The organism is Pseudomonas lini, from assembly GCF_030812475.1.
GTDB classification, from domain to species: domain Bacteria; phylum Pseudomonadota; class Gammaproteobacteria; order Pseudomonadales; family Pseudomonadaceae; genus Aquipseudomonas; species Aquipseudomonas lini_A.
In genome coordinates, this window is record NZ_JAUSSR010000004.1 from 58949 (window position 1) to 82311 (window position 23363).

General features: G+C 57.2%; 19 protein-coding genes and 2 pseudogenes. 14 read left to right on the forward strand and 7 right to left on the reverse strand.

Annotated elements, in window-relative coordinates; genetic code table 11:
- Nucleotides 1–2: 2 nt before the first annotated feature.
- Both J2W17_RS09055 and J2W17_RS09060 read right to left on the reverse strand, forming a co-directional pair.
- Nucleotides 3–1169 carry a carboxylate-amine ligase gene (locus J2W17_RS09055; RefSeq protein WP_307332586.1) on the reverse strand — a complete coding sequence of 389 codons (1167 nt, stop codon included), beginning with the start codon at nt 1167–1169 and terminating at the stop codon, nt 3–5.
- A complete protein-coding gene (locus tag J2W17_RS09060; protein ID WP_307332589.1) occupies nt 1154–1429 on the reverse strand; it encodes a hypothetical protein in 276 nt (91 codons plus the stop codon). The genes J2W17_RS09055 and J2W17_RS09060 overlap by 16 nt, the downstream gene beginning before the upstream one ends.
- A 167-nt stretch (nt 1430–1596) precedes the next feature.
- Here J2W17_RS09060 and J2W17_RS09065 point away from each other — a divergent pair, with 167 nt between their 5' ends.
- The 14 genes and pseudogenes from J2W17_RS09065 (at nt 1597) to J2W17_RS09130 (ending at nt 18476) form a co-directional block, all read left to right on the forward strand.
- Entirely contained in the window at nt 1597–1836 is a 240-nt protein-coding gene (locus J2W17_RS09065) for a hypothetical protein (protein ID WP_307332593.1), read from the forward strand.
- Nucleotides 1837–2080: 244 nt separating this feature from the next.
- Entirely contained in the window at nt 2081–2587 is a 507-nt protein-coding gene (locus tag J2W17_RS09070) for a sigma-70 family RNA polymerase sigma factor (protein WP_307332596.1), read from the forward strand.
- Entirely contained in the window at nt 2584–3552 is a 969-nt protein-coding gene (locus tag J2W17_RS09075; protein ID WP_307332599.1) for a FecR domain-containing protein, read from the forward strand. Before J2W17_RS09070 ends, J2W17_RS09075 begins: the two co-directional genes overlap by 4 nt.
- Nucleotides 3553–3654: 102 nt before the next feature.
- Nucleotides 3655–6096: a TonB-dependent siderophore receptor gene (locus tag J2W17_RS09080; protein ID WP_307332602.1), complete on the forward strand. Its 2442-nt coding sequence runs from the start codon at nt 3655–3657 to the stop codon at nt 6094–6096.
- A 203-nt stretch (nt 6097–6299) separates the two neighbouring features.
- A pseudogene (locus J2W17_RS09085) lies at nt 6300–6572 on the forward strand (alcohol dehydrogenase catalytic domain-containing protein); the annotation flags it as partial.
- Between the two features lie 433 nt (nt 6573–7005).
- The gene (locus J2W17_RS09090) at nt 7006–8001 is read left to right on the forward strand and encodes a hypothetical protein (protein WP_307332604.1); all 996 of its coding nucleotides are present in this window, start codon (nt 7006–7008) and stop codon (nt 7999–8001) included.
- A gap of 23 nt (nt 8002–8024) precedes the next feature.
- Complete coding sequence (locus J2W17_RS09095) at nt 8025–8966, forward strand: phosphotransferase (protein WP_307332607.1); 942 nt, start codon at nt 8025–8027, stop codon at nt 8964–8966.
- The gene (locus J2W17_RS09100; RefSeq protein ID WP_307332610.1) at nt 8963–10117 is read left to right on the forward strand and encodes an MFS transporter; all 1155 of its coding nucleotides are present in this window, start codon (nt 8963–8965) and stop codon (nt 10115–10117) included. Before J2W17_RS09095 ends, J2W17_RS09100 begins: the two co-directional genes overlap by 4 nt.
- 397 nt (nt 10118–10514) lie before the next feature.
- On the forward strand, nt 10515–11891 hold the full coding sequence (locus J2W17_RS09105) for a pyridoxal-phosphate dependent enzyme (RefSeq protein ID WP_307332613.1): 1377 nt from the start codon (nt 10515–10517) through the stop codon (nt 11889–11891).
- Entirely contained in the window at nt 11888–13066 is a 1179-nt protein-coding gene (locus J2W17_RS09110; protein WP_307332615.1) for a cystathionine gamma-synthase, read from the forward strand. The genes J2W17_RS09105 and J2W17_RS09110 overlap by 4 nt, the downstream gene beginning before the upstream one ends.
- Before the next feature lie 181 nt (nt 13067–13247).
- The gene (locus J2W17_RS09115) at nt 13248–14249 is read left to right on the forward strand and encodes a TerC family protein (RefSeq protein WP_307332619.1); all 1002 of its coding nucleotides are present in this window, start codon (nt 13248–13250) and stop codon (nt 14247–14249) included.
- A 253-nt stretch (nt 14250–14502) separates the two neighbouring features.
- Nucleotides 14503–15801: a sialidase family protein gene (locus J2W17_RS09120; RefSeq protein ID WP_307332622.1), complete on the forward strand. Its 1299-nt coding sequence runs from the start codon at nt 14503–14505 to the stop codon at nt 15799–15801.
- On the forward strand, nt 15798–16391 hold the full coding sequence (locus tag J2W17_RS09125) for a hypothetical protein (protein ID WP_307332625.1): 594 nt from the start codon (nt 15798–15800) through the stop codon (nt 16389–16391). Before J2W17_RS09120 ends, J2W17_RS09125 begins: the two co-directional genes overlap by 4 nt.
- Before the next feature lie 48 nt (nt 16392–16439).
- Entirely contained in the window at nt 16440–18476 is a 2037-nt protein-coding gene (locus tag J2W17_RS09130) for an LTA synthase family protein (protein WP_307332628.1), read from the forward strand.
- Nucleotides 18477–18528: 52 nt separating this feature from the next.
- Here J2W17_RS09130 and J2W17_RS09135 read toward each other — a convergent pair whose 3' ends face one another.
- From J2W17_RS09135 to J2W17_RS09155, 5 genes and pseudogenes are all read right to left on the reverse strand, one after another.
- Nucleotides 18529–18840 (reverse strand): hypothetical protein, encoded by a 312-nt coding sequence (locus J2W17_RS09135; RefSeq protein WP_307332632.1) that lies wholly within the window; start codon nt 18838–18840, stop codon nt 18529–18531.
- 61 nt (nt 18841–18901) lie between these two features.
- Entirely contained in the window at nt 18902–19297 is a 396-nt protein-coding gene (locus J2W17_RS09140; protein ID WP_307332635.1) for a hypothetical protein, read from the reverse strand.
- A 134-nt stretch (nt 19298–19431) separates the two neighbouring features.
- Nucleotides 19432–19833, reverse strand: coding sequence for a hypothetical protein (locus J2W17_RS09145; protein ID WP_307332637.1), 402 nt, complete (start codon nt 19831–19833; stop codon nt 19432–19434).
- Nucleotides 19834–19910: 77 nt separating this feature from the next.
- Nucleotides 19911–20684, reverse strand: coding sequence for a hypothetical protein (locus tag J2W17_RS09150; RefSeq protein WP_307332642.1), 774 nt, complete (start codon nt 20682–20684; stop codon nt 19911–19913).
- A gap of 5 nt (nt 20685–20689) precedes the next feature.
- Nucleotides 20690–23211 (reverse strand): annotated as a pseudogene (locus J2W17_RS09155) (type VI secretion system Vgr family protein).
- Nucleotides 23212–23363: the final 152 nt, after the last annotated feature.

Here is a 23363-nt window from a genome sequence, read left to right on the forward strand (position 1 = left end):
TGTCATGACTCACACATTGCGCGTTTCGGGTCGTTGCTGATGCACGGTTGTTCCGCTGTTTCCATCAGCAATTGATCCACCACACCCGCCAGCGCGGCCTGCACATCCCCGGTGTCGCGCAGGACTTGCTGGTAGAGATTGCGCTGTCGCTCTGCACTGGTCCCGTCCCGCAGAATCCGGCGCGCCTGGGGAAAAACCTCCTCCACGCCCAAGGCCTGCGCGGCGTCGCCAAAGATCTGTTCTGCCATGAACAACCACTGCTCGGCAGAGAAAGGCCGGTCGTAACCCTCGACGATGAAGGACGCATGGATGCCAAATCGCTTGGCCCGCCAGCGATTGTCCTGGAGGATCCATCGCGACTCCCGGGACCAGGTCGATCCCGGGCGGGGTTGATCGATGGCCCAGGCGACCAGTAATCGAAACAAAGAGGCGATGCACAGCGCATCCTCCAGGCGCGGGCATGCATCCGTCATCCGCAATTCCAGGGTCGGAAACCGGGTCGCGGGTCGAACGCCCCACCAGCATTCGCTGGCCTGGTGGATGGCGCCGGTCCGGATCAGCAAGGCGACGTAAGCGTCATAGGCAGCTAGATCTTCGAAGTACTCGGGAACGCCCATCCTCGGCCACTCATCGCAGGCCGTCTGGCGATAGCTCATGAAGCCGCTGTCGGCACCGTTCCAGAAAGGCGAGGAGCTGCTCAGTGCCAGCAACAACGGCGTCCACGGCAAGACCTCGTTCATCACGCGAATGCGATCCAGATGGCCCGGCACCTCAACATGCACGTGCAGACCGGATAGCAGGCTACGCCAGGCGACATGCTGGTAGTCATCGAACAGTTTGAGAAAGTGGCTTTGCTCCGTGGCCTGTTGCGTACGCCAATCGGCCAGGGGATGACTGCCGGCCGTGAGCAATCCCAGGCCGTAGGGTTGGAGCGTTAGCCGCAAATCCTGTCGCGCCGAACCCAGGTACTGCGCGGCTTGCGCAAGGCTGGTGAAAATCGGGGATGCGACTTCGATCTGTCCCTGGAACATCTCGAGGGCAAAACAATCGCCCAGCACCGTCTTGCACGCATCGATCGCCGCAGCAGGGGGCTTGCCGGACATGCACCGGGAGTCCAGGTCGGTAATGAAGTATTCCTCTTCAATGCCAAACTTCAGGTGTCTTTCCATCCCTGCGCCCCTGAGTGATAGTCCTCGCCCGCGACCGCGCGCAGATACGCCTGGTCCGCCTCGATCCGCAGGTCGCGCCACTCTTCCCAAGTGATGATCCCCTGGCGATCCATCTCGTCCGACTGGCGTAGCAGTTCTTCATGGTAGGCATCGGGCGATTCCATGCGCAGCGCGATGTTCTCCAGCGCCCGATGCCAGCCATCCAATGCACAAAGCCGTCGCTCCTCGGCCTGCGTCAGCAGGTTTTTGAATGAGTACATGGCCGTGGGATTCCAGAGTTGTTTTGTGATAGTTATTTTGGGAATGGAGCTATCGGGTTCGACATAGGTTCATGAGGGCCGACAAGAGGTGCAAAGGCGACGGCGAAATTTCTCGAACTCGGCCTTCGGTGCTGCATCCAATGTGCAGGACAACCGGAGCAAGTGCGATGAACAACGATGACCGCGACAACGACAGCGAATCCCCAGCAACGTCGAACGCCCCGCCCACCGATACGTCCGGCAAGCCGGTCAATGTGGTCGAAAGGGATCTTGAGGACAGGGACAGAGACACCAGGGGAGTGGATGAAAGCATTACGCCCTCTTCCACCCGGACCAAGGAGCAGGATGCAGAAGAACTCAGGAAAAAAATTGCCGAGATAGAACGCAAGGTGGCGGATGGAAACTAGCGACTGAGGCGTCCACCTCGCCAGCTACGTCAGGGACGAGCTGATTGGGCCGCGACTGGCGAGGGGAACAACTAGACATTAGCTCAATTATCGAGTCTGTCTCACTCGTCGCGATCGCGGCCGCAGCTTTTTATTCTTTTCAGACGAACCACCCGTCACGAGTTGGCTAAACCGGAGATTGCAGTGGCGATCCTCTCACAGGTAAGATTGAGAACGATTCACACTCACATCTGGAAAGCAACCGGTGCATTCTCCTCCGACCAGCAAGCTGGGCTTCTTTTTCAGCGACCATCATCGCTGGCTACTGCAGCACATTCAGCGACGCCTGCGTAACCATGCGGACGCCGAGGACACTGCCGCCGATACGTTTTGCCAGATGCTGACCGCCCGCGTCGACCCCGACAGCATCGAACAGCCTCGCGCCTATCTGTCGACCATCGCCCGCCGGTTGATTTTCGATCGGCATCGGCGGCGCAAGCTGGAGCTGGCTTATCTGGAGCGCCTGTCGACCGTGCCCGAAGCGCTGGCGCCCTCCCCCGAAGAACAGTTGCAGTTGATTGAAGCGCTGGTCGCCATCGACCGGGCGATCGACGGCTTGCCACTGCTGGTCAAGGCGACCTTCCTCTACAGCCAACTGGACGGGCTGAGTTATGTGGCGATTGCGCAAAAGCTCGGGTTGTCGGAACGCACGGTCAGCCGCTACATGAAACAGGCACTGCGTCAGTGCTACCTCAGCGAGATGGCGCCATGAACAAGACGCGCCTGGACCCCGTCAGCGAGCAGGCGATTGACTGGATGGTGCGCCTGCGCGCCGGCAAGCCTGACGCCGCATTGCAGGCGCGGTTCAACGCCTGGCTGGCGATGGATCCTGCCCATGCCCAGGCCTGGGAAAAATTGCAGGAGCGACTCGGTGGTTCCTTCAACACGGTGCGCGCCCTGGATCGACGCGTACCCGGCCAGGCCGGCGAAGCGCGCCAATTGCTGCTGCAGCCCGATGGTTCGCGCCGCGACGCGTTGCGTGTCATCGCCGGCCTGGGCCTGCTCGGTGGCGGACTGTGGCTGGGCGCCCGCAGTCCGCTGGGTGATTCGCTTCTGGCTGACCTGCACACCGGGCGCGGCCAGCGCCAGGACTTCGATCTGGCCGACGGCAGCCGCCTGAGCCTGAACGCCGACAGCGCGGTGGACTTGCAATTCGACGAGCAGCAACGGCTGGTAATTCTGCGTCACGGCGAACTGGTGATTCAGGTGGAGGCCGATCCCCGGCGTCCACTTCGGGTACGCACCGCCCAGGGTGAAATACGTGCGCTCGGCACGCGTTTCCTCGTGGCTCAGGAACAAGACGCCAGCCGCGTGGTCGTGCTGCAGCATTCGGTCCAGGCCCGGTTGTTCGGCGGCGCCACGCGGGACCTGCAAGAAGGTCAGGCGGCCCTGTTGTCTGCCCGGCAGATCAGCGTCGCTGACGGCGACCAGCGCCATCGCGCCGATTGGCTCAGTGGACGGCTGAATGTGCTGGACGAACCCCTGGAGCAGGTGGTCGAGGCGCTGCGCCCGTACAGCCGTGGTTTTGTGCGGGTCTCGCCCGAGGTTCGCCACCTGCGTGTCCAGGGTGTATTCCCGCTCGACGACCCCGACCGGACCTACGCCGCGCTGGCCGAAACCCTGCCTGTACGGGTGGATCGCTACAGCCCCTGGTTGACGCTGATTCGGGCGAAATAATCGCGCAGGTAAAGTTTTTTTGAAAATCACTCTCATTCGTGTCCGGTTTTCATTTCTCGTCCCACCTATCTCCTGACACTTCCACACCCTCAGGAGAATGCTGTGTTCAACCCGTGGCCCCACACCCTTTCCGCTGCCGTTGCCCTCGCAACCCTGGCGAGCCCTGCCCTGGCACAGGCCCAGGACCTGTCCTTCAACCTGCCGGCCGGTCCCCTCGCCAGCACGCTGAACGCCATCGCCAGCCAGAGCGGACATATCGTTTCCCTGGAACCCTCGCTGGTGCAGGGCAAACAGTCACCGGCGGTGATCGGTCGGATGCCCGCCGCCGAGGCGATGCAAAGGGCACTGACCGGCAGCGGCCTGCAGTTGCGCGTCACCGAGCAGGGCAATTTCAGCGTCGAACCGGTCACGGGCGCCAACGCCACGCTGCAACTGGGTGCCACCAACATCGTCGAACGCAGTATCGATGCCACCACCGAAGGCTCGGACTCCTACGCGGCACGGGCGGTGACCATCGGCAAGGGCACCCATACCCTTAAGGAAATTCCGCAGTCGGTCACCGTGATGACCCGCAAGCAGATGGACGACCAGGGCCTCACCGATCTTAAGGATGCCGCCAACCAGACCACCGGCCTGGTCGGCGTCCAGGGTGTGGGCAAAGGCATGATCCTCACCTCGCGCGGCTTCCAGATCGATGACTGGCAGTACGACGGCGTGCCGATCCCGCGCAACACCTACGCGCTGGGCAACTGGGCCACCCAGGACCTGATCTTCTTCGATCGCATGGAAGTGCTGCGCGGTGCCTCCGGCTTGCTGCAGGGCACCGGCAGTCCCGGCGGTGCGATCAACCTGGTGCGCAAACGCGGCCAGTACGCACCGACCGTGACCCTCACCGGCAAGGCCGGTTCCTGGGATCATTACGGCCTGCAACTGGACGCCGGCGGACCGCTGAACCAGACCGGCACTGTGCGTGGCCGCTTCGTCGCCGACGAAGACCAGAGTCAATCCTTTACCGACTACGAATGGAGCAAGACCCACTCACTGTACGGCGCGCTGGACTTCGATCTGCGCGAAGACACCACCCTGGGCCTGGCCGTCAGCCACTCCGACGGCGAGTCGCGACCGATGATTCGCGGCCTGCCCCGCTACGCCGACGGCAGCCCGGTCGATGTGTCGCGTTCGACCTACAGCGGTGCGCGCTGGAACCATTCGGATATCGACGTCACCACGGTCTATGCCGACTTGGAGCACCGTTTCACTGACGACTGGGCCTTCAAGGTCGGCGCGGTGCGCATGAGCGAAGACAACCAGGCGAAAAACCAACGGCTGCAAACCTCCGGCAACGGCCTCAACGCCGATGGCAGCGGCGTGCAATACGCCGATTTCGTCTCGGACTTCGACGCCACCAAGATCGGTCTGGACATGAACCTCGTCGGGCGCTTCGAAGCCTTGTCGATGCAGCAGGAGATCATGCTGGGCGGCAACTACTCCAAGTACACCTCGGACGACCGTTTTGCCCGGACCTTCAACAACAGCGGCGACACGATCTTCGGCATCGATCATGACCGCCCGGAAATCAGCTACGACGGTTTGCTCAATACCCCCGGAGGCCGTGCGACCCCGAGCAAATACGACATCCGGCAAAAAGGCCTGTACGGCAGCTGGCGGGTCAAGCCGATCGAGCCACTGACCCTGGTGCTCGGCTCCCGGGTCAGCTGGTACGACTACAGCTACACCTCCGCGTCCCAGGCCGCGTTCAGCAACGTCGCGATCGACGAGGCCCCCAGTACCACCAACGAAACTGGCGAATTCACACCCTACGCCGGCATCGTCTACGACCTGAACCGCGAATGGGCGGTGTATGCCAGCTACACCGACGTGTTCGAACCACAGACCGCGCGCACCACGAGCGGCTCGGTACTCAAGCCGGTGATCGGCAGCAACTACGAAGTTGGTCTCAAGGGCGAGCTGATGGACGGCCGGGTCAATACGTCCCTGGCGGTGTTCCGCTACGACCAGGAGAATCGTGCGGTCAACGACGTCGCGTCGGGTTTCGCCTGCGACGGCTGGTACTGCTCGACCGCCTCAGGGAAAGTTCGCAGCCAGGGGATCGAGGCGGAAATCAGTGGCGAAGTGCTCAGCGGCCTGCAACTGTTTGCCGGCTACACCTACAACACCACCAAATACCTCGAAGACCCGGTCGACGAAGGCAGGGTCTTCAGCCAGTGGACGCCCAAACACATGCTGCGGGTCTGGAGCGACTATCAGTTCAGCGGCGACTGGAGCCGCGTCAGCACCGGCCTGGGCTTCACCACCCAAAGCCACACCCTGGGTTACGAACGCACGTACGAGATACCGGGCTACACCGTATGGAATGCTCGCCTGGGCTATCAACTCACCCCGGAAATCGACCTGGCATTGAATGCCAACAACCTGTTCGACAAGAACTACTACACGGCGGGGTACAACCAGCTCAATGGCAACAACTACTTCGGTGACCCGCGAAACGTGATGTTCAGCGTGAAATACACCCCTGCGTTCTGATACCTCGAAACCGTTTTTATGTAGGAGCCGGCTTGCCGGCGAAGGCGTACTCAAGATCGCCTTGGCCGGCAAGCCGGCTCCTACAGGGTTCGGCTCTTGTGATTGCTGCACCTGCTGCAGCTATTAACTGCAATCCCCCCAACTAGTGCGCCACCCTCGAACAATCCACGACCCTGGTACATCCAATATGTACGGAGTTGAAGATGGTAAGCACTGTTGTCATTCATGAAACCGGCGGGCCTGAGGTTTTGCGGTTCGAGCACACCACGGCGCAAGCACCGGGTGTCGGCGAAGTCTGGCTGGAGCAAAAAGCTATCGCGCTCAATCCTTTGGACTTGAGCCAGCGCGACGGCGCTGTCCGTGTTCCCCTGCCCTGCGGACTTGGCCTTGAAGGCGCCGCACAGGTGACGGCGATCGGGCCGGGCGTGACCGAGGTCGCCGTAGGCGACAGGGTCGCGTACGCCACCGGCCCGCTGAGTCCCTGAACCTGACAACCCATCGTTAGCACCTCTCTGCGGGCAGTTGAAACCTCGTCAACGCATGCGATGTTGCGCGATACATTGAGGGTAAAGTCGCCCATTGGCGAAAGCGTGATGAAAAGTGAAAGTTGACCCAATGCGATGTTGAAAGCTAATGGTGGGCAAGGGATAGCTATAGGAATTCTCCTACAACTTTTCAGGACGAGTACTACTTTGATTTAAGATTCGCACTTCAATAAATGTAAGTAACTTCTGAAAATTTTATTAACTCTTGACGCGTCGTTTCAAATCGCAATAGTTTTGCAGCACCACCGCCATACAACAAACGCCTCGTTAAGCCGAAAAACAATTTGGCGCTATCGTGCTTCATATTATCCAAGGCGGTGAGATCGACCAGTTTATTGGAACAACACTGTTCAGGAGAACAAATATGATCAACGTGGATCTTGCATTCAAAGAAAGGGATCGCATTCATCTACAAAAAATTTTGCTAAAACTAAAGAACAACCCCTACATCCATTACGAAACTTTTGAAAAAGAAGTTGACGAAATCATCAAGAGTGGTGATATACCTGATGAACTGGTCAGACTCTGTGAAGCCAGAAAATTTGTCGACATGTTTGCAAACCCCTACATACTGATTCACAATTGCCCGATAGATCCCCAGTTGCCGTATCTTGACTTCAAGTCTCCGATTATCGACAAACGAAATAAAAAACTTTCCTATGTGGCCGAAGGTTTTTTATTGATCTACGCAAAATTAATGTCACAAGAACCCATTGGCTATATCAATGTCAATGATGGCGATGTATTTCAAGACATTCATCCTATGGAAAGTCTTTCTGAAAGCCAGTCACAAAAGGCTTTAAAAAATATATTCTTTCATAAAGATCTAGCGAATCATTATGTCAGGCCAGATTGGGTAAATATTCTAGGCTTACGAGGAACGGAGGAAAACGAGGTGTATACCTGCTTTGCTTCCAATAAACAACTTCTGGAAGAACTACCTGACAGGGTAAAAGCCGTGCTTAGGGAAACTGAATACAATACTCCCTTTGATGACCTGACCATTAACTCGGGAAACCTGGAAATGGGTAGCGCTCCAGACCATCCTATTCTAGGTGGTGCTACCGAGTATGATATTCGCTACTTTGAACGCCGTACAGTCGGCACCACTGACAGGGCACGAGAGGCGATTGAAGTTCTGAACAACATCCTGCATCGCGTGAAGACTGCGATTCATGTCCTTCCTGGCGTTTTTATAGGATCGGCCAACAATGAATGCATTCACAACAAAGAGGTAAGGTTGATTAATAACCCGTCAGAGCTAAAAAATCGCTGGCTAATGAAGACTGTTAATGTAAACAGCTTGGAGCAGCATGCAATGCATGTAATCCCAGGCAAAAAACGTATCATTGCCGGATAAAACGTAGTCAGAAGGTAATAGAAATGATTCCTCACCACCAAAAACTATACACCGCCCTCAAACTGACTGGCAATGATATTGCTTCCGTTGTTGAGGGAGGCTTATTTAACGACGTGCATCGCGTAATAAAATCAGAAGAGCATTTTTATATAAAATCGTTTGCAGACGAGGCTAAAACTGAAGGATTTCCTCCGCTGCCAACCACAGCTCTACAACGGTACAAAGTAGCTGTGGACTTACATGAGCATGCTCAACAAATAGTTAGAGGCAAAGTATATGTTCCTCGATTGTTGGCTGCAGACCCCGACAATAGAGCAATTGCAATGGAGGGTGCCAAAGGGGTTAATTTATATGAGTACGTAGTGAACAAAGAGACATTTCACTATGCCGTCGAACAGGTCTCACAGGTTTTGACATGGCTGTCATCCTTACACGCGCTTGAGAATTCAAACATTCTCTCTATAAGTGCCAACAGTGACGCTTTCAAACATTATAAAGCAACGCTTCAGTACCAAAAAACGTTCGAGTTTCTATTCAAGAAAAACCTTAAGGCCGCTGACGCTTTTGTAAACGAACATCTAACATTGCAAGAAACCCTCTTGCACGGAGACCTGAACACACGGAATATTATTATTTGCGAGGATGGACGCATTGCGGTAATAGATTTTGAACAAGGTCAAGTGGGGTGCGGCTCACACGATGCCGCCTATCTGATCTCTGAATTAATTATTGCTAGTTTCGATGTCAACGAAGAGATCGAGACACTGATCGACTTTCTCTGGAGCTGCTATGAAACTAAAGCGATCAGCATTGACAAGCACAAGCGCTTCAGACGCCACTTGTGCTTTCAAGTATTATACCGTTTGAAAGGACCCTCTCGCCATATCTGGACAGGTCACTTGAACGATGACATAAAAGCCAAAATTGAAGCATGGTGTGTCCGCGAGTTCAGTAACCGATTATGAACCGAACCGCATATCTATTAGCGCTGTGCTATATTCTTTTTTATTTTCCATCCGGACTATTAAAAAGTTACCTTTCTCAATTTCTAGTCAATTCTGGTTTCTCGTATGGTGTGGCCGGCTTGATCGTCGGCAGCACCTTTGCAATCAAAATTTTTATAAGCCCTACAATTACTTTTCTTGCAGATCATACTCACTCAAAGCACCTGTTCAGCATCTTATTTTCGATACTTGCAGCGGTGTCCGTTATCGTTGTGTCCGTAAGTCAACCCGTGGCTTTACTTACTACTGGAATTGGTTTTCTGATGGCATCACGTAATTATTTTCAGAACATATTAGAAAGTACCGCGGCTAAGATCCAGCATCAAGGGGTACAAGGTGGCTATGGCCGAGTCCGATTCGCAGGCTCACTATCGGTCGCCGTTGGGACAGCTACAATGGCTGGGTTAAGTGCTCTCGATCGAGCGTCAGACTCGGTATTTATCTGGGTACTAGCGATTTCCACGCTGTGTTTTAGTGCAGTTTTTTTATGGACATCCGAAAAGAAGAGCCCCCAAAAAGAGTTTAGTACTTCATCATTCAATTCCAGCAGACCCAAACGTAGCGCATTTTTGATCTTTACAGCGGCGGCTTTAATCATTGGTGCTCAGGGAGCCTATTATTCAATTGGCACGCCTTGGCTAGAAAAGATGGGGTTGACCGGCGCACAGATTTTTGTTGCCTGGACCATCGGCTTCATCGCAGAGGCCCTTGCTTTTCGCTATTCCAACGCTCTAATTACTAGACACTACTGTATTGTCATCCCAATGGTGGCAATATGTTTTATTTTTAGAGCTTTTTTAATTTGGAACTCCCCAACATTGACACAAATTGTGGTTTCGTTCGTACTGCAAGGCATAACCTTCTCTATTCCACATGCTGCCTTTGTTATTTCGATCCGCCGCTTATTCTCTGAACGCTATTCAGCGACAGCTACGTCTTTGTATTTCGCAGTAGCTCATGGTATCGGCATTGCTGTTCTTTCAGGCACTTCTGGAATTATGTTGGACCATTACGCTGGATTGGCCTGGGCATTGCCCGCAGTGTCTGGCGTAATAGGTTGCGTTGTCTGGATGGTTTCGTATAAGACATCCGGAATAAAAAAACTGAGCTGATAAATAATCCTCACTCGAATTAAAATTTCACTGAGGAGGTTCCGAATAACTCACCGCAACCGCACGGTGAATTGAAAGTTTCTCGACGTTTTGATCGTGGTGTATTCCGGAATCAGCGCATTCAGGATCAGACGCGCGAACGCGCATTGGCGTAATTTACATTACGTCAGATCCCCTTTGCCTCAGGGTAGTCGGCGCTTGGCGGTCACTAGGCTATCGCTGACTAACGGCAGGCGCCGTGAATTCGACTACGACGCTACCAATTGCCCGTGCGCGGTTGCGAGTGGGGCAATCCCGGCCTATGTTCCAAACGACGCATTTGCTTGCGACCGGCGTGCGAGAACCCGCCGCGGGTTGCTGTCCCATCCAGTGCAGATTGTTGCAGCGAGGTGACAACATGCCGAACGACTCCCGCCCCGCCGTGCTTGAACTGATTGGCAATACGCCACTGGTGCGTATCAGTCGCTTCGATACCGGCCCGTGCACCCTGTTTCTCAAACTTGAATCGCAAAACCCCGGTGGTTCGATCAAGGACCGCATCGGCCTGGCGATGATCGACGCCGCCGAGCGCGACGGACGCCTGCGACCGGGCGGCACCATAGTCGAGGCCACGGCCGGCAACACCGGCCTGGGTCTGGCCCTGGTCGGCCGCGCCAAGGGCTACCGGGTGGTGCTGGTGGTGCCGGACAAGATGTCTACCGAAAAGGTCCTGCACCTCAAGGCCATGGGGGCCGAGGTCCACATCACCCGCTCCGACGTCGGCAAGGGCCATCCCGAGTACTATCAGGATGTCGCCGCGAAACTGGCGCGCGAGATACCCGACGCCTTCTTCGCCGATCAGTTCAACAACCCGGCCAACCCCCTGGCCCATGAGTGCAGCACCGCTCCGGAGATCTGGGCGCAGACTCAACATGATGTGGACGCCATCGTCGTCGGCGTCGGGTCGGCCGGCACACTGACCGGACTGACCCGCTTTTTCAGCCGGGTGCAACCGGATCTGGTCATGGTGCTCGCCGACCCGGTCGGTTCGGTGATGGCCGAGTACAGCCGCAGCGGCACTATCGGTACGCCCGGCTCCTGGGCCGTGGAAGGCATAGGCGAGGACTTCATTCCGTCGATTGCGGATCTGTCGAGCGTGCGCCACGCCTATTCGATCAGCGATGAAGAAAGCTTCGACCATGCCCGTCAATTGCTGCGCGCCGAAGGCATTCTCGGCGGCTCTTCAACCGGTACCCTGCTGGCCGCGGCACTGCGTTACTGTCGCGAGCAAACCGAGCCCAAGCGTGTGGTCAGTTTCGTCTGCGACACCGGCACCCGCTACCTGTCGAAGGTCTACAACGACCAGTGGATGAACGATCAGGGCCTGCTGCAGTACAAGCATTATGACGATCTGCGCGACCTCATCGCCCGGCGTTTCGAGGATGGCCGGGTGATCAGCGTCGGCCCGGACGATACCCTGCTCACCGCCTTCCAGCGCATGCGCCTGGCGGATGTGTCGCAACTGCCGGTGCTGGTCGACGGCCAGCGGCTGGTCGGGGTGATCGACGAGTCCGATATTCTGCTCGGCATGCAGGAAGATCCCTCGCACTTTCGCATGAGCGTGGCCAGCGCGATGACCGACAAGGTGCAAACCCTGCCGCCCGGCGCCAGCCTGGCGGAACTGCAGGCAGAGCTCGACCGCGGGCTGGTGGCGATCATCGCCGATGCGTCGGGCTTCCACGGCCTGATTACCCGGTTCGACCTGCTCAACCACCTACGGAGATCCCTGACATGAGTCAACACGATGAAAACGCAGCAACCCGTGCCTTTGCCACCCGCGTGATCCACGCCGGTCAAGTTCCGGACCCGACCACCGGCGCGCTGATGCCACCGATCTACGCCAACTCCACCTATCTGCAACAGAGCCCTGGCGTGCACAAGGGTTTCGACTACGGGCGTTCGCACAACCCGACGCGCTTTGCCCTGGAGCGTTGCGTGGCGGATCTGGAAGGCGGCACCCAGGCCTTCGCCTTCGCCTCCGGGCTGGCGACGATTTCCACAGTGCTGGAATTGCTCGACACCGGCGCACACATCGTTTCCGGCAATGACCTGTACGGCGGCACGTTCCGCCTGTTCGACAAGGTGCGTCGGCGCAGCGCCGGGCATCGCTTCAGCTTCGTCGACCTCTCGGACCTGACGGCCTTCGAAGCGGCGCTGCAGGACGACACGCGCATGGTCATGGTCGAGACCCCGAGCAATCCCCTGCTGAGCCTCACTGACCTGGCGGCCATCGCGCGCATCTGCCGTGACCGGGAGATCATTTGTGTCGCCGACAACACCTTCGCCAGCCCGTGGATACAGCGTCCGCTGGAGCTGGGCTTCGACATCGTGCTGCACTCGACCACCAAGTACCTGAACGGCCACTCCGACGTGATCGGCGGCATCGCCGTGGTCGGCCAAAATGCCGAACTGGCCGAACGCCTGGGTTTCCTGCAGAACGCGGTGGGCGCCATCGCCGGGCCATTCGACGCCTTTCTCACCCTGCGCGGGGTGAAAACCCTGGCATTGCGCATGGAGCGCCACTGCAGCAATGCACTGGAGCTGGCGCAATGGCTGGAACGTCAGCCGCAGGTGGCACACGTCTATTATCCGGGGCTGCCATCGCACCCGCAGCACGAACTGGCGCGGCAGCAGATGCGCGGATTCGGCGGGATGATTTCCCTCGACCTTAACAGTGACCTGGCCGGTGCCAGGCGCTTCCTCGAAAGTGTGCAGATCTTTGCCCTGGCTGAAAGCCTGGGCGGCGTCGAAAGCCTGATCGAGCACCCGGCGATCATGACCCATGCGACCATTCCTGCCCAGACCCGTGCGCAGCTGGGCATTGGCGATGCCCTGGTGCGTCTGTCGGTGGGGGTCGAGGATGTAGAGGACCTGCGGGCGGACTTGAGCCAGGCGCTGGCGCGGATTTAAGGACATCGATCTGCCCGACCATGAACTATGGAGGAGCATGCGCGCCGAGAACCGGCTTGCAGGGGGGGACTACAACACTTCGAAAAAAACGAAGAATCAGCAAAATATAAACGATTTTTCCTGATGCATCCTGATCGATAGCATGTCCTGCACCTGCCTCGATCAGTTCGGGAAAAATCATATGTCCCCCATGACCATCGGCGAACCCTGGATGTGGGCCAGTTTCATCGCCTTCATCGTCTGTATGCTGGCGCTGGACCTTTTCGTGTTCGGTGGACGCAAGGCCCATCGAGTATCCCCCCGGGAAGCGCTGTCCTGGGTCATCGCCTGGTGTGGCCTGGCGCTGGCTTTCGCCGCCCTGCTCTGGTGGTATCTGAACGACACCTTCGGCGCGCAGGTCGCCCAGCGCAAAACCCTCGAATTCCTCACGGGCTACCTGATCGAGCAATCGCTTTCGATCGACAACATGTTCGTCTTCATCATGATCTTCGGCTACTTCGCGGTCCCACCGGAGTTGCAGCGCCGGGTCCTTCTGTATGGCGTGCTGGGCGCCATCGTGATGCGCACCCTGATGATTTTTGCCGGGGTCTGGCTGGTGTCGCAATTTGCCTGGCTGCTCTATGTCTTCGGCGCGTTCCTGATGATCACCGGGATCAAAATGCTGATCTTCGCCGACCAGCAACCCGATCTGGCCAGGAACCCGTTGCTTCGCTGGCTGCGAAGTCATTTGCGCGTGACTGATGGCTTTCACGGCGAGCGGTTCTTCGTGGTGCTCAACGGCGTGCGCTGGGCGACGCCGATGTTTCTGGTGATGGTCCTGATCGAAGTCAGCGACCTGATATTCGCGGTCGACAGCATCCCGGCAATCTTCGCCGTCACCACCGACCCCTTCATCGTGTTCACCTCCAACATCTTTGCGATCATGGGCTTGCGTGCCCTGTACTTCCTGCTCGCCGACATGGCCGAGCGCTTCCATCTGCTCAAATACGGGCTGGCCATCGTGCTGGTATTCATCGGCGGCAAAATGCTGGTCATGCCGTGGTTTCATATGCCGATCCAATGGTCGCTGGCACTGGTCGCCGGCATCATCCTGGCCTCGGTGCTGTTGAGCCTGTTCCTGAGCAGGGAAAAACGCCAGGCGCTGGCGAAGCACACTGAGCGAGATCCTGGACCGGCTAAATGATGCATCAGAGGCAAAAAACAGATGAATCCGAAGTCTGTTTGCGATCGCCAAAGATGTTTCAGACTAACGGTCAAACATTGGTTAAACGCCGTAAACAATGGCGCTAGAGGGCGCTGCTTCTACCGTTTTCGGACGAAAAAGATCCTACAAACATTTACTTACAATTAAGCAGCTCGTTAAACACCGAGCTGTCGACTACTAGTGATAGGTTACGGCGCTTGCCCGGGCCATGAGATGCTCTTCTGCCTTAATTATGCGCATCAAAATTCCCAGTCTTCCCGCCTTCGGCGCCTACCTTGCCCTTGCCTGCCTGTTTGCGGGCGCATGGTTCACCCATCCGGCCCCCGTGCACTCTTCCTTTGCCCTGATGAAACCGGTCATGGCGGTGGCCGATCAAGTGGCCAAGCCCATCTATACCAGCCGGTTCGCCTCCTCCGGGTTGGTGGACTTCGTGCATTCCTCGGCGGTCACCGCCTTGCCTGACGGCAGCCTGATGGCGGTCTGGTTCGCTGGCACCCGCGAAGGCGCCGCCGACGTGCAGGTACGCTCTGCCCGCTTCGACGCGAAATCCGGCGAGTGGGGTGCGGAACAGGTACTGGCGACGCGGGATTCAACGCAACAGGGCACCCGCAAATACATTCGCAAGCTGGGTAATCCGGTAGTCGCACTCGCGCCGGACAATCGCCTCTGGCTGTTCTACGTCTCCGTGTCGATGGGCGGCTGGGCCGGCAGTGCGGTGAATGTGATGGTCTCGGACGACTTCGGTCGGCAATGGTCCGAGCCGCGCCAATTGATCACTTCCCCCTTCCTGAACATCAGCACCCTGGTCCGCTCGGCACCGGTATTTCATGCCGATGGCTCGATCGGTCTGCCGGTCTACCACGAGTTCCTGGGCAAGTTCGCCGAGTACCTGTACCTGAGCGCGGACGGCAATGTGATAGATAAATACCGCATCAGCCACGGCAACAACTCCCTGCAACCCACCGTGGTTCCGCTGGACGGGCAGCGCGGTGTGGCTTTGCTGCGCTACGCCGGCAACGTCCACCACCGCGTGCTGGCGACCCGCACTGAAGATGCCGGGCAAACCTGGAGCGAACCTTACCCGCTTGACCCATCGAACCCAAATTCCTCGCTGGCGGCGGTCGCGACGCCCGAACACGGGTTGCTGGTCGCGCTGAATGACCTGCAGGAGGGGCGCTTCAAGTTGAGCCTGTACGGTACCGACGCAGAGATGGACGATTGGCGCTCCTTACGGGACCTGGACAAATCGCCCGATCCATCGGGTGCGCCGTTTTCACCCGAGGCCTACAAGGAAATCATCGGCCAGGAATTTCGCGGCTCCAGTGGCACGCTCCGCCAACCGCTGGAAGCACAGTTCCTGAGTAACCTCGATACCCGCGTGTGTAAAAGTCAGGGGTGCGAATTCGAATATGAATACCCTTACTTCATTCGCAGTCCCGATGGCCTGTATCACTTGGTGTATTCCTGGAACAACACCTTCATCAAACATGTGACCTTCAACGATGCCTGGCTCTCGGAGCGTGTCCATTGATCAACCTTTGGCAAGCCCATATCAGCTTCGCAATGATTCTCTTCCTGCTGCTGCCGTCTTTTGGCTTGAGCAAGGCCTGGCGTGTCGCGCTGCTGTTCGCCCTGTTGGCCGTCAGCTTCATTCCGCTGGACGGATTGACCCTGGCTGCGTACTTGCGCAGCCACATCGATGACCTTGCCGTCACGACCCTGGTGTTCATGGCCTGGGGTTGTTTGCGTCGGATGAACGTCCTGCGGCCCGTCCAAGGTCAAACCGGCGTATTGATCCTCTTTGCGGTGATGGCCCTGGCGTTGTATCCGGCCACTCTGGGCTTGAGCGACCTGGACCCTTATCGCTTCGGCTTCAGCCCGCGCCCGATGCTGGTGTTCGTCGCGCTGCTGACCCTCGGCCTGTTTTACCTGCGCAACTACCTGGCCGTCGTGATGCTGGCCAGCGCGACCCTGGCGTTCATCGTCGGTATCAAGCCATCACACAATTATTGGGATTACCTGGTTGATCCGCTGCTGGGCCTGTATTGCTGCCTGGCGCTGCTGGTGTTGGCCATGGGCTGGATCGTGAGTCGGCTCGGCACCTTGCGCCGTTCGGTCTGACCGGGATCCATTCGAGATTCAACGATTTTTTTTGACAGGGGAACATGGATGGGTTGGCTGCAATCGAGACGTTTACATTACTGGCTGGGCGCAACAGCCATTGCGTTTGTGCTGTTTGCACTGCTGCGGGTGGTGTTCTTCTTCGGCTTTTCCGGCTTCGACGCCAACGCGTTGAGCGCCGAACCGGCCGTGGCGGAAACCCTGGGCATCGGCTTTCGTTTCGACCTGCGCCTGGCCATCCTCGTGATGCTGCCCGTGGCGTTGCTGGCCTGGATCCCGCGCTGGAACCTCACGACCAGCCGTCTGCTGCGCCTGATCGCACGGGTGTACCTGGCCGCGCTCCTCAGCGTCATGCTGCTGATCTACATCATCGATTTCGGCCATTACGCGTACCTTGGCGTGCGAATCAACGCCACCGTGTTGCGCTTTATCGAAGATGCGCAAATCTCCCGGGACATGGTCTGGCAGACCTACCCGGTGATCTGGATTTCACTGGGTTGGCTGGCGACGGTCGCCCTGGTGACCCTGGCCCTGGTGCGCCTGGAACGCGTGACCCTGGACCGCCCGCGCAAAGTCATCCACCCGCTCGCCGTCACCTGGGGCAGCGCGTTGATGGTGGTGCTGGTGTTGCTGGGTATCCTGGGCCGTGTCGAGAACATGAACCTGGAAAATCCAGTCCCGCTGCGCTGGAGCGATGCGTTTTTCTCGGGTAACAACCAGGTCGCCGCACTGGGCCTGAATCCGGTAATTTTCCTGTACGACACGGTCAAGGTCGGCCAGTCGCGCTACGACGAAGCGCAGGTGCGGGACCACTATCCCGTCATGGCCAAGTACCTGGGGGTCGCGCAACCTGACCCGCAACGCCTGGATTTCGTCCGTCATCAGGGACCGCAGCCTTACAAGGTACCGGGTAACCGGCCACCGAACGTGATGTTCGTCATGCTCGAATCCCTGGGCACCAGCGCCGTCGGCGCCTACGGCAACCCGATCAATCCGACGCCGAACATCGATCGCCTGGCTACGCAGAGCTGGTTCTTCGAGCACTTCTATGTGCCGGTGACCGGGACCGCGAAAACCGTCTGGGCCAGCATTAGCGGGGTGCCTGACGTCACTCGCCAGGAAACCGCGACCCGTAATCCGCTGATCACCAAACAGCACACCCTGATCAACGCCTTCACCGGTTACGAGAAGCTCTACACCATCGGCGGCAACTCCGGCTGGGCCAATATGAATGCCTTGATCCGGCAGAGCATCGACGGCGTCCGCTTGTACGAAGAGCGTGACTGGAAGTCTCCCGTGGTCGATGTCTGGGGCATTTCCGACCTGGACCTGTTCAAGGAAACCGATCAGATCCTGCAAGCGCTGCCCAAGGACAAACCGTTCTTCGCCTACGTGCAGACGGCCGGCAATCATCGCCCCTTCACGATTCCGAAAACCAACGACGGATTCGAGGTCAAGCACCCTACCCTGGCCGAAGTACAGGCCGCAGGGTCGCGCAGTGTCGAGCAGTACAACGCGGTGCGTCTGCTGGACTTCAACATCGGTCGTTTGATGGAAATCGCCAAGGCCGGCGGCTGGTACGACAACACCATTTTCGTGCTGTTCGGCGACCACAACACGCGAATCGCCCAGATCCCGTTCCTGGCCCCGGCCTATGAGCAACTGGGCCTGGAAAGCAACGCGGTACCGATGATCATCCACGCCCCGGGCTTGCTCGGCACCCGTACCGTCAAGGAAGCCGTGGGCCTGGTGGACCTGCTGCCGACGGTGGCAGGCATGGCCGGCCTCGAATTCCGCAACAGCGGCATGGGCCGTGACATCCAGCAACCTGCACCCGAGGGCGAACGTGTCGTGCCACTGGTATTGCGCGAAGGCACCTTCCCGCTGATCGCGGGCGTCACCCAGCACTATATGGTGCAGATGGAACACGACGGCAGCTCGCCGACGCTCCACGACCTGGCTTCAAAGACGCCGCTGGACAACGTGGCAGAGAAGAATCCTGATGAGTTCAAGCGTCTGGTTGAGTTGACTCGGGGTATGCATGAGACTTCGAGGTTGATGCTTTATCAGAATGTGCGTGAGTGAGTGATGTGTTGGACTGGCCCCCATTCTCCCAGGGGGCTGGCCTCAGGCATTTTCAAGCTGCTCCAGCGGGTACATTCGCCTCTTTATTGATACGGGCAACCGAGGCGAGCTCCTCAGGATCAAGCATTCCACGCCGAACATAGCTGGTCGACCAAACAATGGTCCCCGACAAATTGAAAGCAAAGGAAAGACGCGTGGTGAACGACCATCTTCCGGACGGCATCCTTCCATAATTCACGGCGAAACTGTTTTTAAAAATATTCAACACCGCATCGAGATCGCGACAAGCAACATAACAATTTATCCCTAGACCAATTATACCGACCAACAGCGGCGCAAGCAGAAAAAACAGCTTAACCGACAAAAAACTCATCCCCCCCATTGTACCCCCCGTTGCAAACCTTCGAACAACTCGCCACCAGAAATCATTCGTACAGTTCTACCAGTACAAAAAAACCCGCAAACCATACAAATCCGAAGATAAGCAGCCCTGCTGAAACCTGCATACGTCGCTTGATAGAAACCGGAACTCTATTGAGTTCCTCTGCATTTAGATGCCCCTTTCTAAGGTGTTTTCCAGGCCAAATAACAGCACTAATCACAATGGACATAACCGTGTAGCGAGCGACCAACGAACCGCCCCTCCAAGCGTCTGCGTAAGATGTGATTATTTGGCTTTGTGGAAATCCGCCAAGAACTTTATCCAAGTCGCGACATGCCATATATGCAATCATACCCATCCCGACAAACATAACGAAAAACGGTCCAAACAGGAAACACATTTTTAGCAACAACGGCCAAGCCGCAGGATTCAAATCCATCACACCCTCCAACAATGCACTTAATGTTTTAATGAGCTTGCCACCTGGCTATTTTTGAGCTGGATCCGAGCAGGAATCAATCGCCTTTCGGTTAGGGCATAATTGAAATTAAAGAGGCCTGGCGAATACTAAATCTAAGCTCCAGCTAACCACTTTAAGAACTCAGCAACGACAACAACCCCAACAAGCGATATAACCCCAAAAAACATCAGCCCCACTGACCATCTCATGCGTGTTTTTATTGAGGCAGGCAAACAAGCGAGCTCATTAGGATCAAGCGATCCATTGCGAATATGTTTTCTTGGGAAAAGTACATTCCCCGAAACTATGGATGCAAGTACACAGCGTGCAGAAAACGAACCATTACCCCATACATCTCCATAAGAAGTTACGATATTGCTTTTTTTGAACACACCCAAAATCGCATTTAAATCTCGATATGCGATATAGCAGTTGACACCAACGCCTATAAAACCAATTAAAAGCGGCCCAAAAAGCAACGACAACTTCATAACCACCAATATTGAGTTATCCACCACTCCCCCCTTTGCCTCTACCCGCACACTTCATCAATTAACTTGTGGTTTTCTCTAAACATTATTTTCTGCCCAGGTTATCTTATCTGCCATTTAGTAAATTCTTCTAACTCATCATCAAAATATTCGACTCCTTTTGAAGCGAACCAGCCAGCTGAAGCACCACCGGCGAGGAGCAATGCTATCGTACATACCGGTGCGCCAAGACCACAGACCGCTCCTACGGCAGCCCCCGAAACGACAGTTCCTAGAACACCTCCGCCAATCACGACACCCTGTTTTATCGCCTCTTTTGGTATGTTTTCGGCGTTAGCAATCTCATACGTTGCATACGCGATTGTAACGACTATTAAAACCTTACCCGAAACATTCAAAACCTTATTGAGTGTATTAAATTTAGCGTCTGGCCTAGCAGATGATTCTACGATTTCGTAATACATAAAATCTCTTTGGTTAGTACCGAGCTCCGCAAATCCCTTACCAAATTTCTTTACTGCCTTCTCATCCAGCAACTGCTCTAGAGCCGGCGAAATAATTTTCTTCTTTTGCGCAATAGCCAAGCCGTGCACAGATGTCTTGCCTCTGATTTCCGCCATAATCTTGTTTCGCGCTTCGTAACAGAACTCTGCGGCCTCTTTCACCGACACATTGCCAGCCTTCACTTGCGACAAGACCTCTGCCTTGACCCTCTTCACATTACGATTATAGTTTTCTCGCTGTTTCGCATCGCTTATAAAATCCGCAGAAAATTTAAGCGCTGCGCCCTCAAAGCTTTCAAGGGCCGTCTTCAAAACCTCATCATCTACAGGATGAACTTCTTGAGCCAGGTAGTACCGATAAAAAGAATCCATGATATTTACTCCGCAAGCTCCTTTAACAATCTCTGTGCACCACTGAGTACACTTTCCTGGCTATTCAGGTTATCCAGGTTTTCCACCTCGAATTTCACGCACGACTTCCCTGCAAAAGAATAAAAATTCGCTTTGTTTTCACCGTCGAACTCACCTTGCAGGACCGAGCCATCATCCATCGTGGCGGTGCACTTGATGCCTTGATAATTCAGGTCAAGTGGAGCTGAAAAGCTGATCCATTGCTCTGAATCCGGAAACTCGATTTTCAGATCCCCCGGCACCAGCGTATGCACACTCATGGTCTGGCCATCCTTGTCGGCCACCCCGTTAAACACCTCGCCTTGCTGGGTGGTGATCCGGTAGCGGTTGAACGACACCGGCGTCTGAGCGTCGTCTTTCACGGTGTAGCTGGCGGCATAACCTGCCGGTAGCGGTGTTGCCGGAGCGTCCAGGTTGGCGCCGCCGAGCTTTTGCACATGGGCGGCCTTGAGGTAGATGTTGCCGGGCGCGCCGAGCTCGATCTCGCCACCTTTCAGGCGGATGTACGCTCCGCCGCAACGGAACAGCAGTTCGTCCGGCGCGCTGATTTCCACGCGCCCTTCCACGCTTTCGATCTTGATATCGGTCTTGGCCAGGGCATGCAGATCGTTGCCCTGGGCGTGCAGCTCGACCTTGCCCTTGGCAGCCTTGAGTTTCAGGTCGGCGCGTTTTGCGAACAGGCTGATGCCGCCCTCCGCCGTTGCGGTGATGTCGTGCCCGGCGCTGATGTCGGCGTTGCGCGCCGCCATGATGCCCACGCTGGCGCTTCCGGAGGACAGGCACAGGGCTTCGGGACTGACCAGGCCGATGCCCGCCGGGGCCTGCAGCAATAGACCCGGTTGCACCAACCCCTTGAGGGCGTGGTTCAGGCGGGTCTGGCTGTCGATATCGCCGGGTGTCGCCTGCCCACTGTGGGCGGCATTGGCCAGGGAGCGGGCCAGGGACAATGCGTCTTCCAGTTGTTCAATGGCCGCGGTTATGTCGAGTTGCTGACCCTGGGCCTTGGCCTGTTCATCGGCACTGATAAACAACCCCTTCCCCGCCCGAATCGCCCCCCAACCATCGGTGCGCAATTCAAACCCTTCACCACGTTTTTTCTGCTCGGCATCGACCAGATGCCCAAGATTGAGCTGGCTCTTGCCACTGTGCTCGGTACTCAGCTTGACGTGCTCTTTCCCTCGCGTGTCCTCCATGCGCAATTTGTTGTTGGCCGGCGTGCGCAGCACGTTGCGCTTGTAATTGCGTGCGCGCAGGGTCACGTGGTCCGGGTGCTGGCTGTCGTGCAGGGCATGGGCGATGTACGGCCGGTCCGGGTCGCCCTGTTCAAAGGCCACCGCCACTTCGGTGCCGGCGATCAGCGGCAAATGCAGGCCGTGGGTGTCGCCGGCGTAGGGCCGGGCCAGGCGCAGCCACATGCTTTCCTGGCCGGGTTGCCAGGTGTCGCGGTCGAACAGGAAGTGCACGCGGTAGCGCCCTTCGAGGTCGATTTCGGCGTAGGGGTCGTGTTTTTGCGGGTTGCTGACCCGGGCCGGGACGGTGCCGGCGATCTGCGGCTTGGGCTGCAATGGCGGGCGAAAACACACGCTTTCCGAATAGGGAATGGCCTGGAAGTTGGCTTCGAAGCTGGCATCGCGGGCGGCGCGGGTGCTGAGGTGGGTGATGACCGTGCCGGGGGCGAAGCGCCGCGGGTGTGGTCGATCTCGCCGTCCAGGTGGGCGCGGGCGTCGCGGTGCTGGTAGGTGCGGATGTTGACCTGGCGTTCGACTACCTGGTGTCGGGTTTGCAAGGCCCAGACGCCGTCTTGCTCGCTGCTGCTCAGGCCGGCGGGCGGGTGGCAAGGCAGCTCGATGCCGGACTGGTAATGCAGCTGATCGTCGTGGAATTCGACGACGTCGAGGTGCAGGCGTTCGTCGCTGGTGAAGCGGTACCAGATGCCGACTTCCGCCAGCAGGCGGGCGATGAAGGCCAGGTCGCTTTCACCGTACTGCATGACTTGCAGGCGCTTGGGGTAGGTGCGGGTGAGCTTGAAGAAAAAATCCTCGCCGCGGAAATCATGGCGGCTGCGCAGGATCTGTTCGACGATTTCCGGTACTGATTGGTGCTGGTAGATACGGAACTGCTGGCCGCGGGCGAGCAGTGCCAGGCGCGGTTGCAGGGTGATTTCGTAGCGGGCTTCGTCGACAGAGCCGGACAGGCGTTTGAAGCCGGTGACCACGCCGTGCAGGGTGCGCAGCGGTTTGATCGGCAGGTCCCGGGTCAGGAACGTGAGCTGGCGCGGTGGGGCGTGCAGGCTGAAGCGGGCCTCGCGGTTGAGCAGCTGGTCGGCGGCGATGTCCTGTTCGGTGCAGGTGAATTCGATGACGTAGTGGAACGGCTGGCTGAGTTGTTCTTCGCCGTGGAAGGCCAGGACGTCGAGGGGCGCGTTGAAGTTATGGACGCGCAGTTTGTGCCGGCTGTGGTCGAAGAAGGTGCGCAGTTGGCTGGGCATGGTCAGGCCTTCCTGGTCTGTGTGGGACGGACAGGGAGGCGTTATGTCCACCCTCGTTCAAGCGCCCGCAAGCTTTCATGATGGCGTCCGTAGTTGAAATAGGTCGTTTCCGATAAGGGCGTAGGATGCTTCCGAGTGTTGGCGCGCGTGAT

What these genes read in the sequence shown, in the direction of transcription:
- J2W17_RS09075 (WP_307332599.1), top strand. Translation starts at nt 2,584, where the DNA reads ATGAACAAGACGCGCCTGGACCCCGTCAGCGAGCAGGCGATTGACTGG.
- J2W17_RS09115 (WP_307332619.1), top strand. Translation starts at nt 13,248, where the DNA reads ATGTCCCCCATGACCATCGGCGAACCCTGGATGTGGGCCAGTTTCATC.
- J2W17_RS09105 (WP_307332613.1), top strand. Translation starts at nt 10,515, where the DNA reads ATGCCGAACGACTCCCGCCCCGCCGTGCTTGAACTGATTGGCAATACG.
- J2W17_RS09055 (WP_307332586.1), bottom strand. Translation starts at nt 1,169, where the DNA reads ATGGAAAGACACCTGAAGTTTGGCATTGAAGAGGAATACTTCATTACC.
- J2W17_RS09120 (WP_307332622.1), top strand. Translation starts at nt 14,503, where the DNA reads ATGCGCATCAAAATTCCCAGTCTTCCCGCCTTCGGCGCCTACCTTGCC.
- J2W17_RS09090 (WP_307332604.1), top strand. Translation starts at nt 7,006, where the DNA reads ATGATCAACGTGGATCTTGCATTCAAAGAAAGGGATCGCATTCATCTA.
- J2W17_RS09130 (WP_307332628.1), top strand. Translation starts at nt 16,440, where the DNA reads ATGGGTTGGCTGCAATCGAGACGTTTACATTACTGGCTGGGCGCAACA.
- J2W17_RS09060 (WP_307332589.1), bottom strand. Translation starts at nt 1,429, where the DNA reads ATGTACTCATTCAAAAACCTGCTGACGCAGGCCGAGGAGCGACGGCTT.
- J2W17_RS09100 (WP_307332610.1), top strand. Translation starts at nt 8,963, where the DNA reads ATGAACCGAACCGCATATCTATTAGCGCTGTGCTATATTCTTTTTTAT.
- J2W17_RS09065 (WP_307332593.1), top strand. Translation starts at nt 1,597, where the DNA reads ATGAACAACGATGACCGCGACAACGACAGCGAATCCCCAGCAACGTCG.
- J2W17_RS09150 (WP_307332642.1), bottom strand. Translation starts at nt 20,684, where the DNA reads ATGGATTCTTTTTATCGGTACTACCTGGCTCAAGAAGTTCATCCTGTA.
- J2W17_RS09095 (WP_307332607.1), top strand. Translation starts at nt 8,025, where the DNA reads ATGATTCCTCACCACCAAAAACTATACACCGCCCTCAAACTGACTGGC.
- J2W17_RS09140 (WP_307332635.1), bottom strand. Translation starts at nt 19,297, where the DNA reads ATGGATTTGAATCCTGCGGCTTGGCCGTTGTTGCTAAAAATGTGTTTC.
- J2W17_RS09110 (WP_307332615.1), top strand. Translation starts at nt 11,888, where the DNA reads ATGAGTCAACACGATGAAAACGCAGCAACCCGTGCCTTTGCCACCCGC.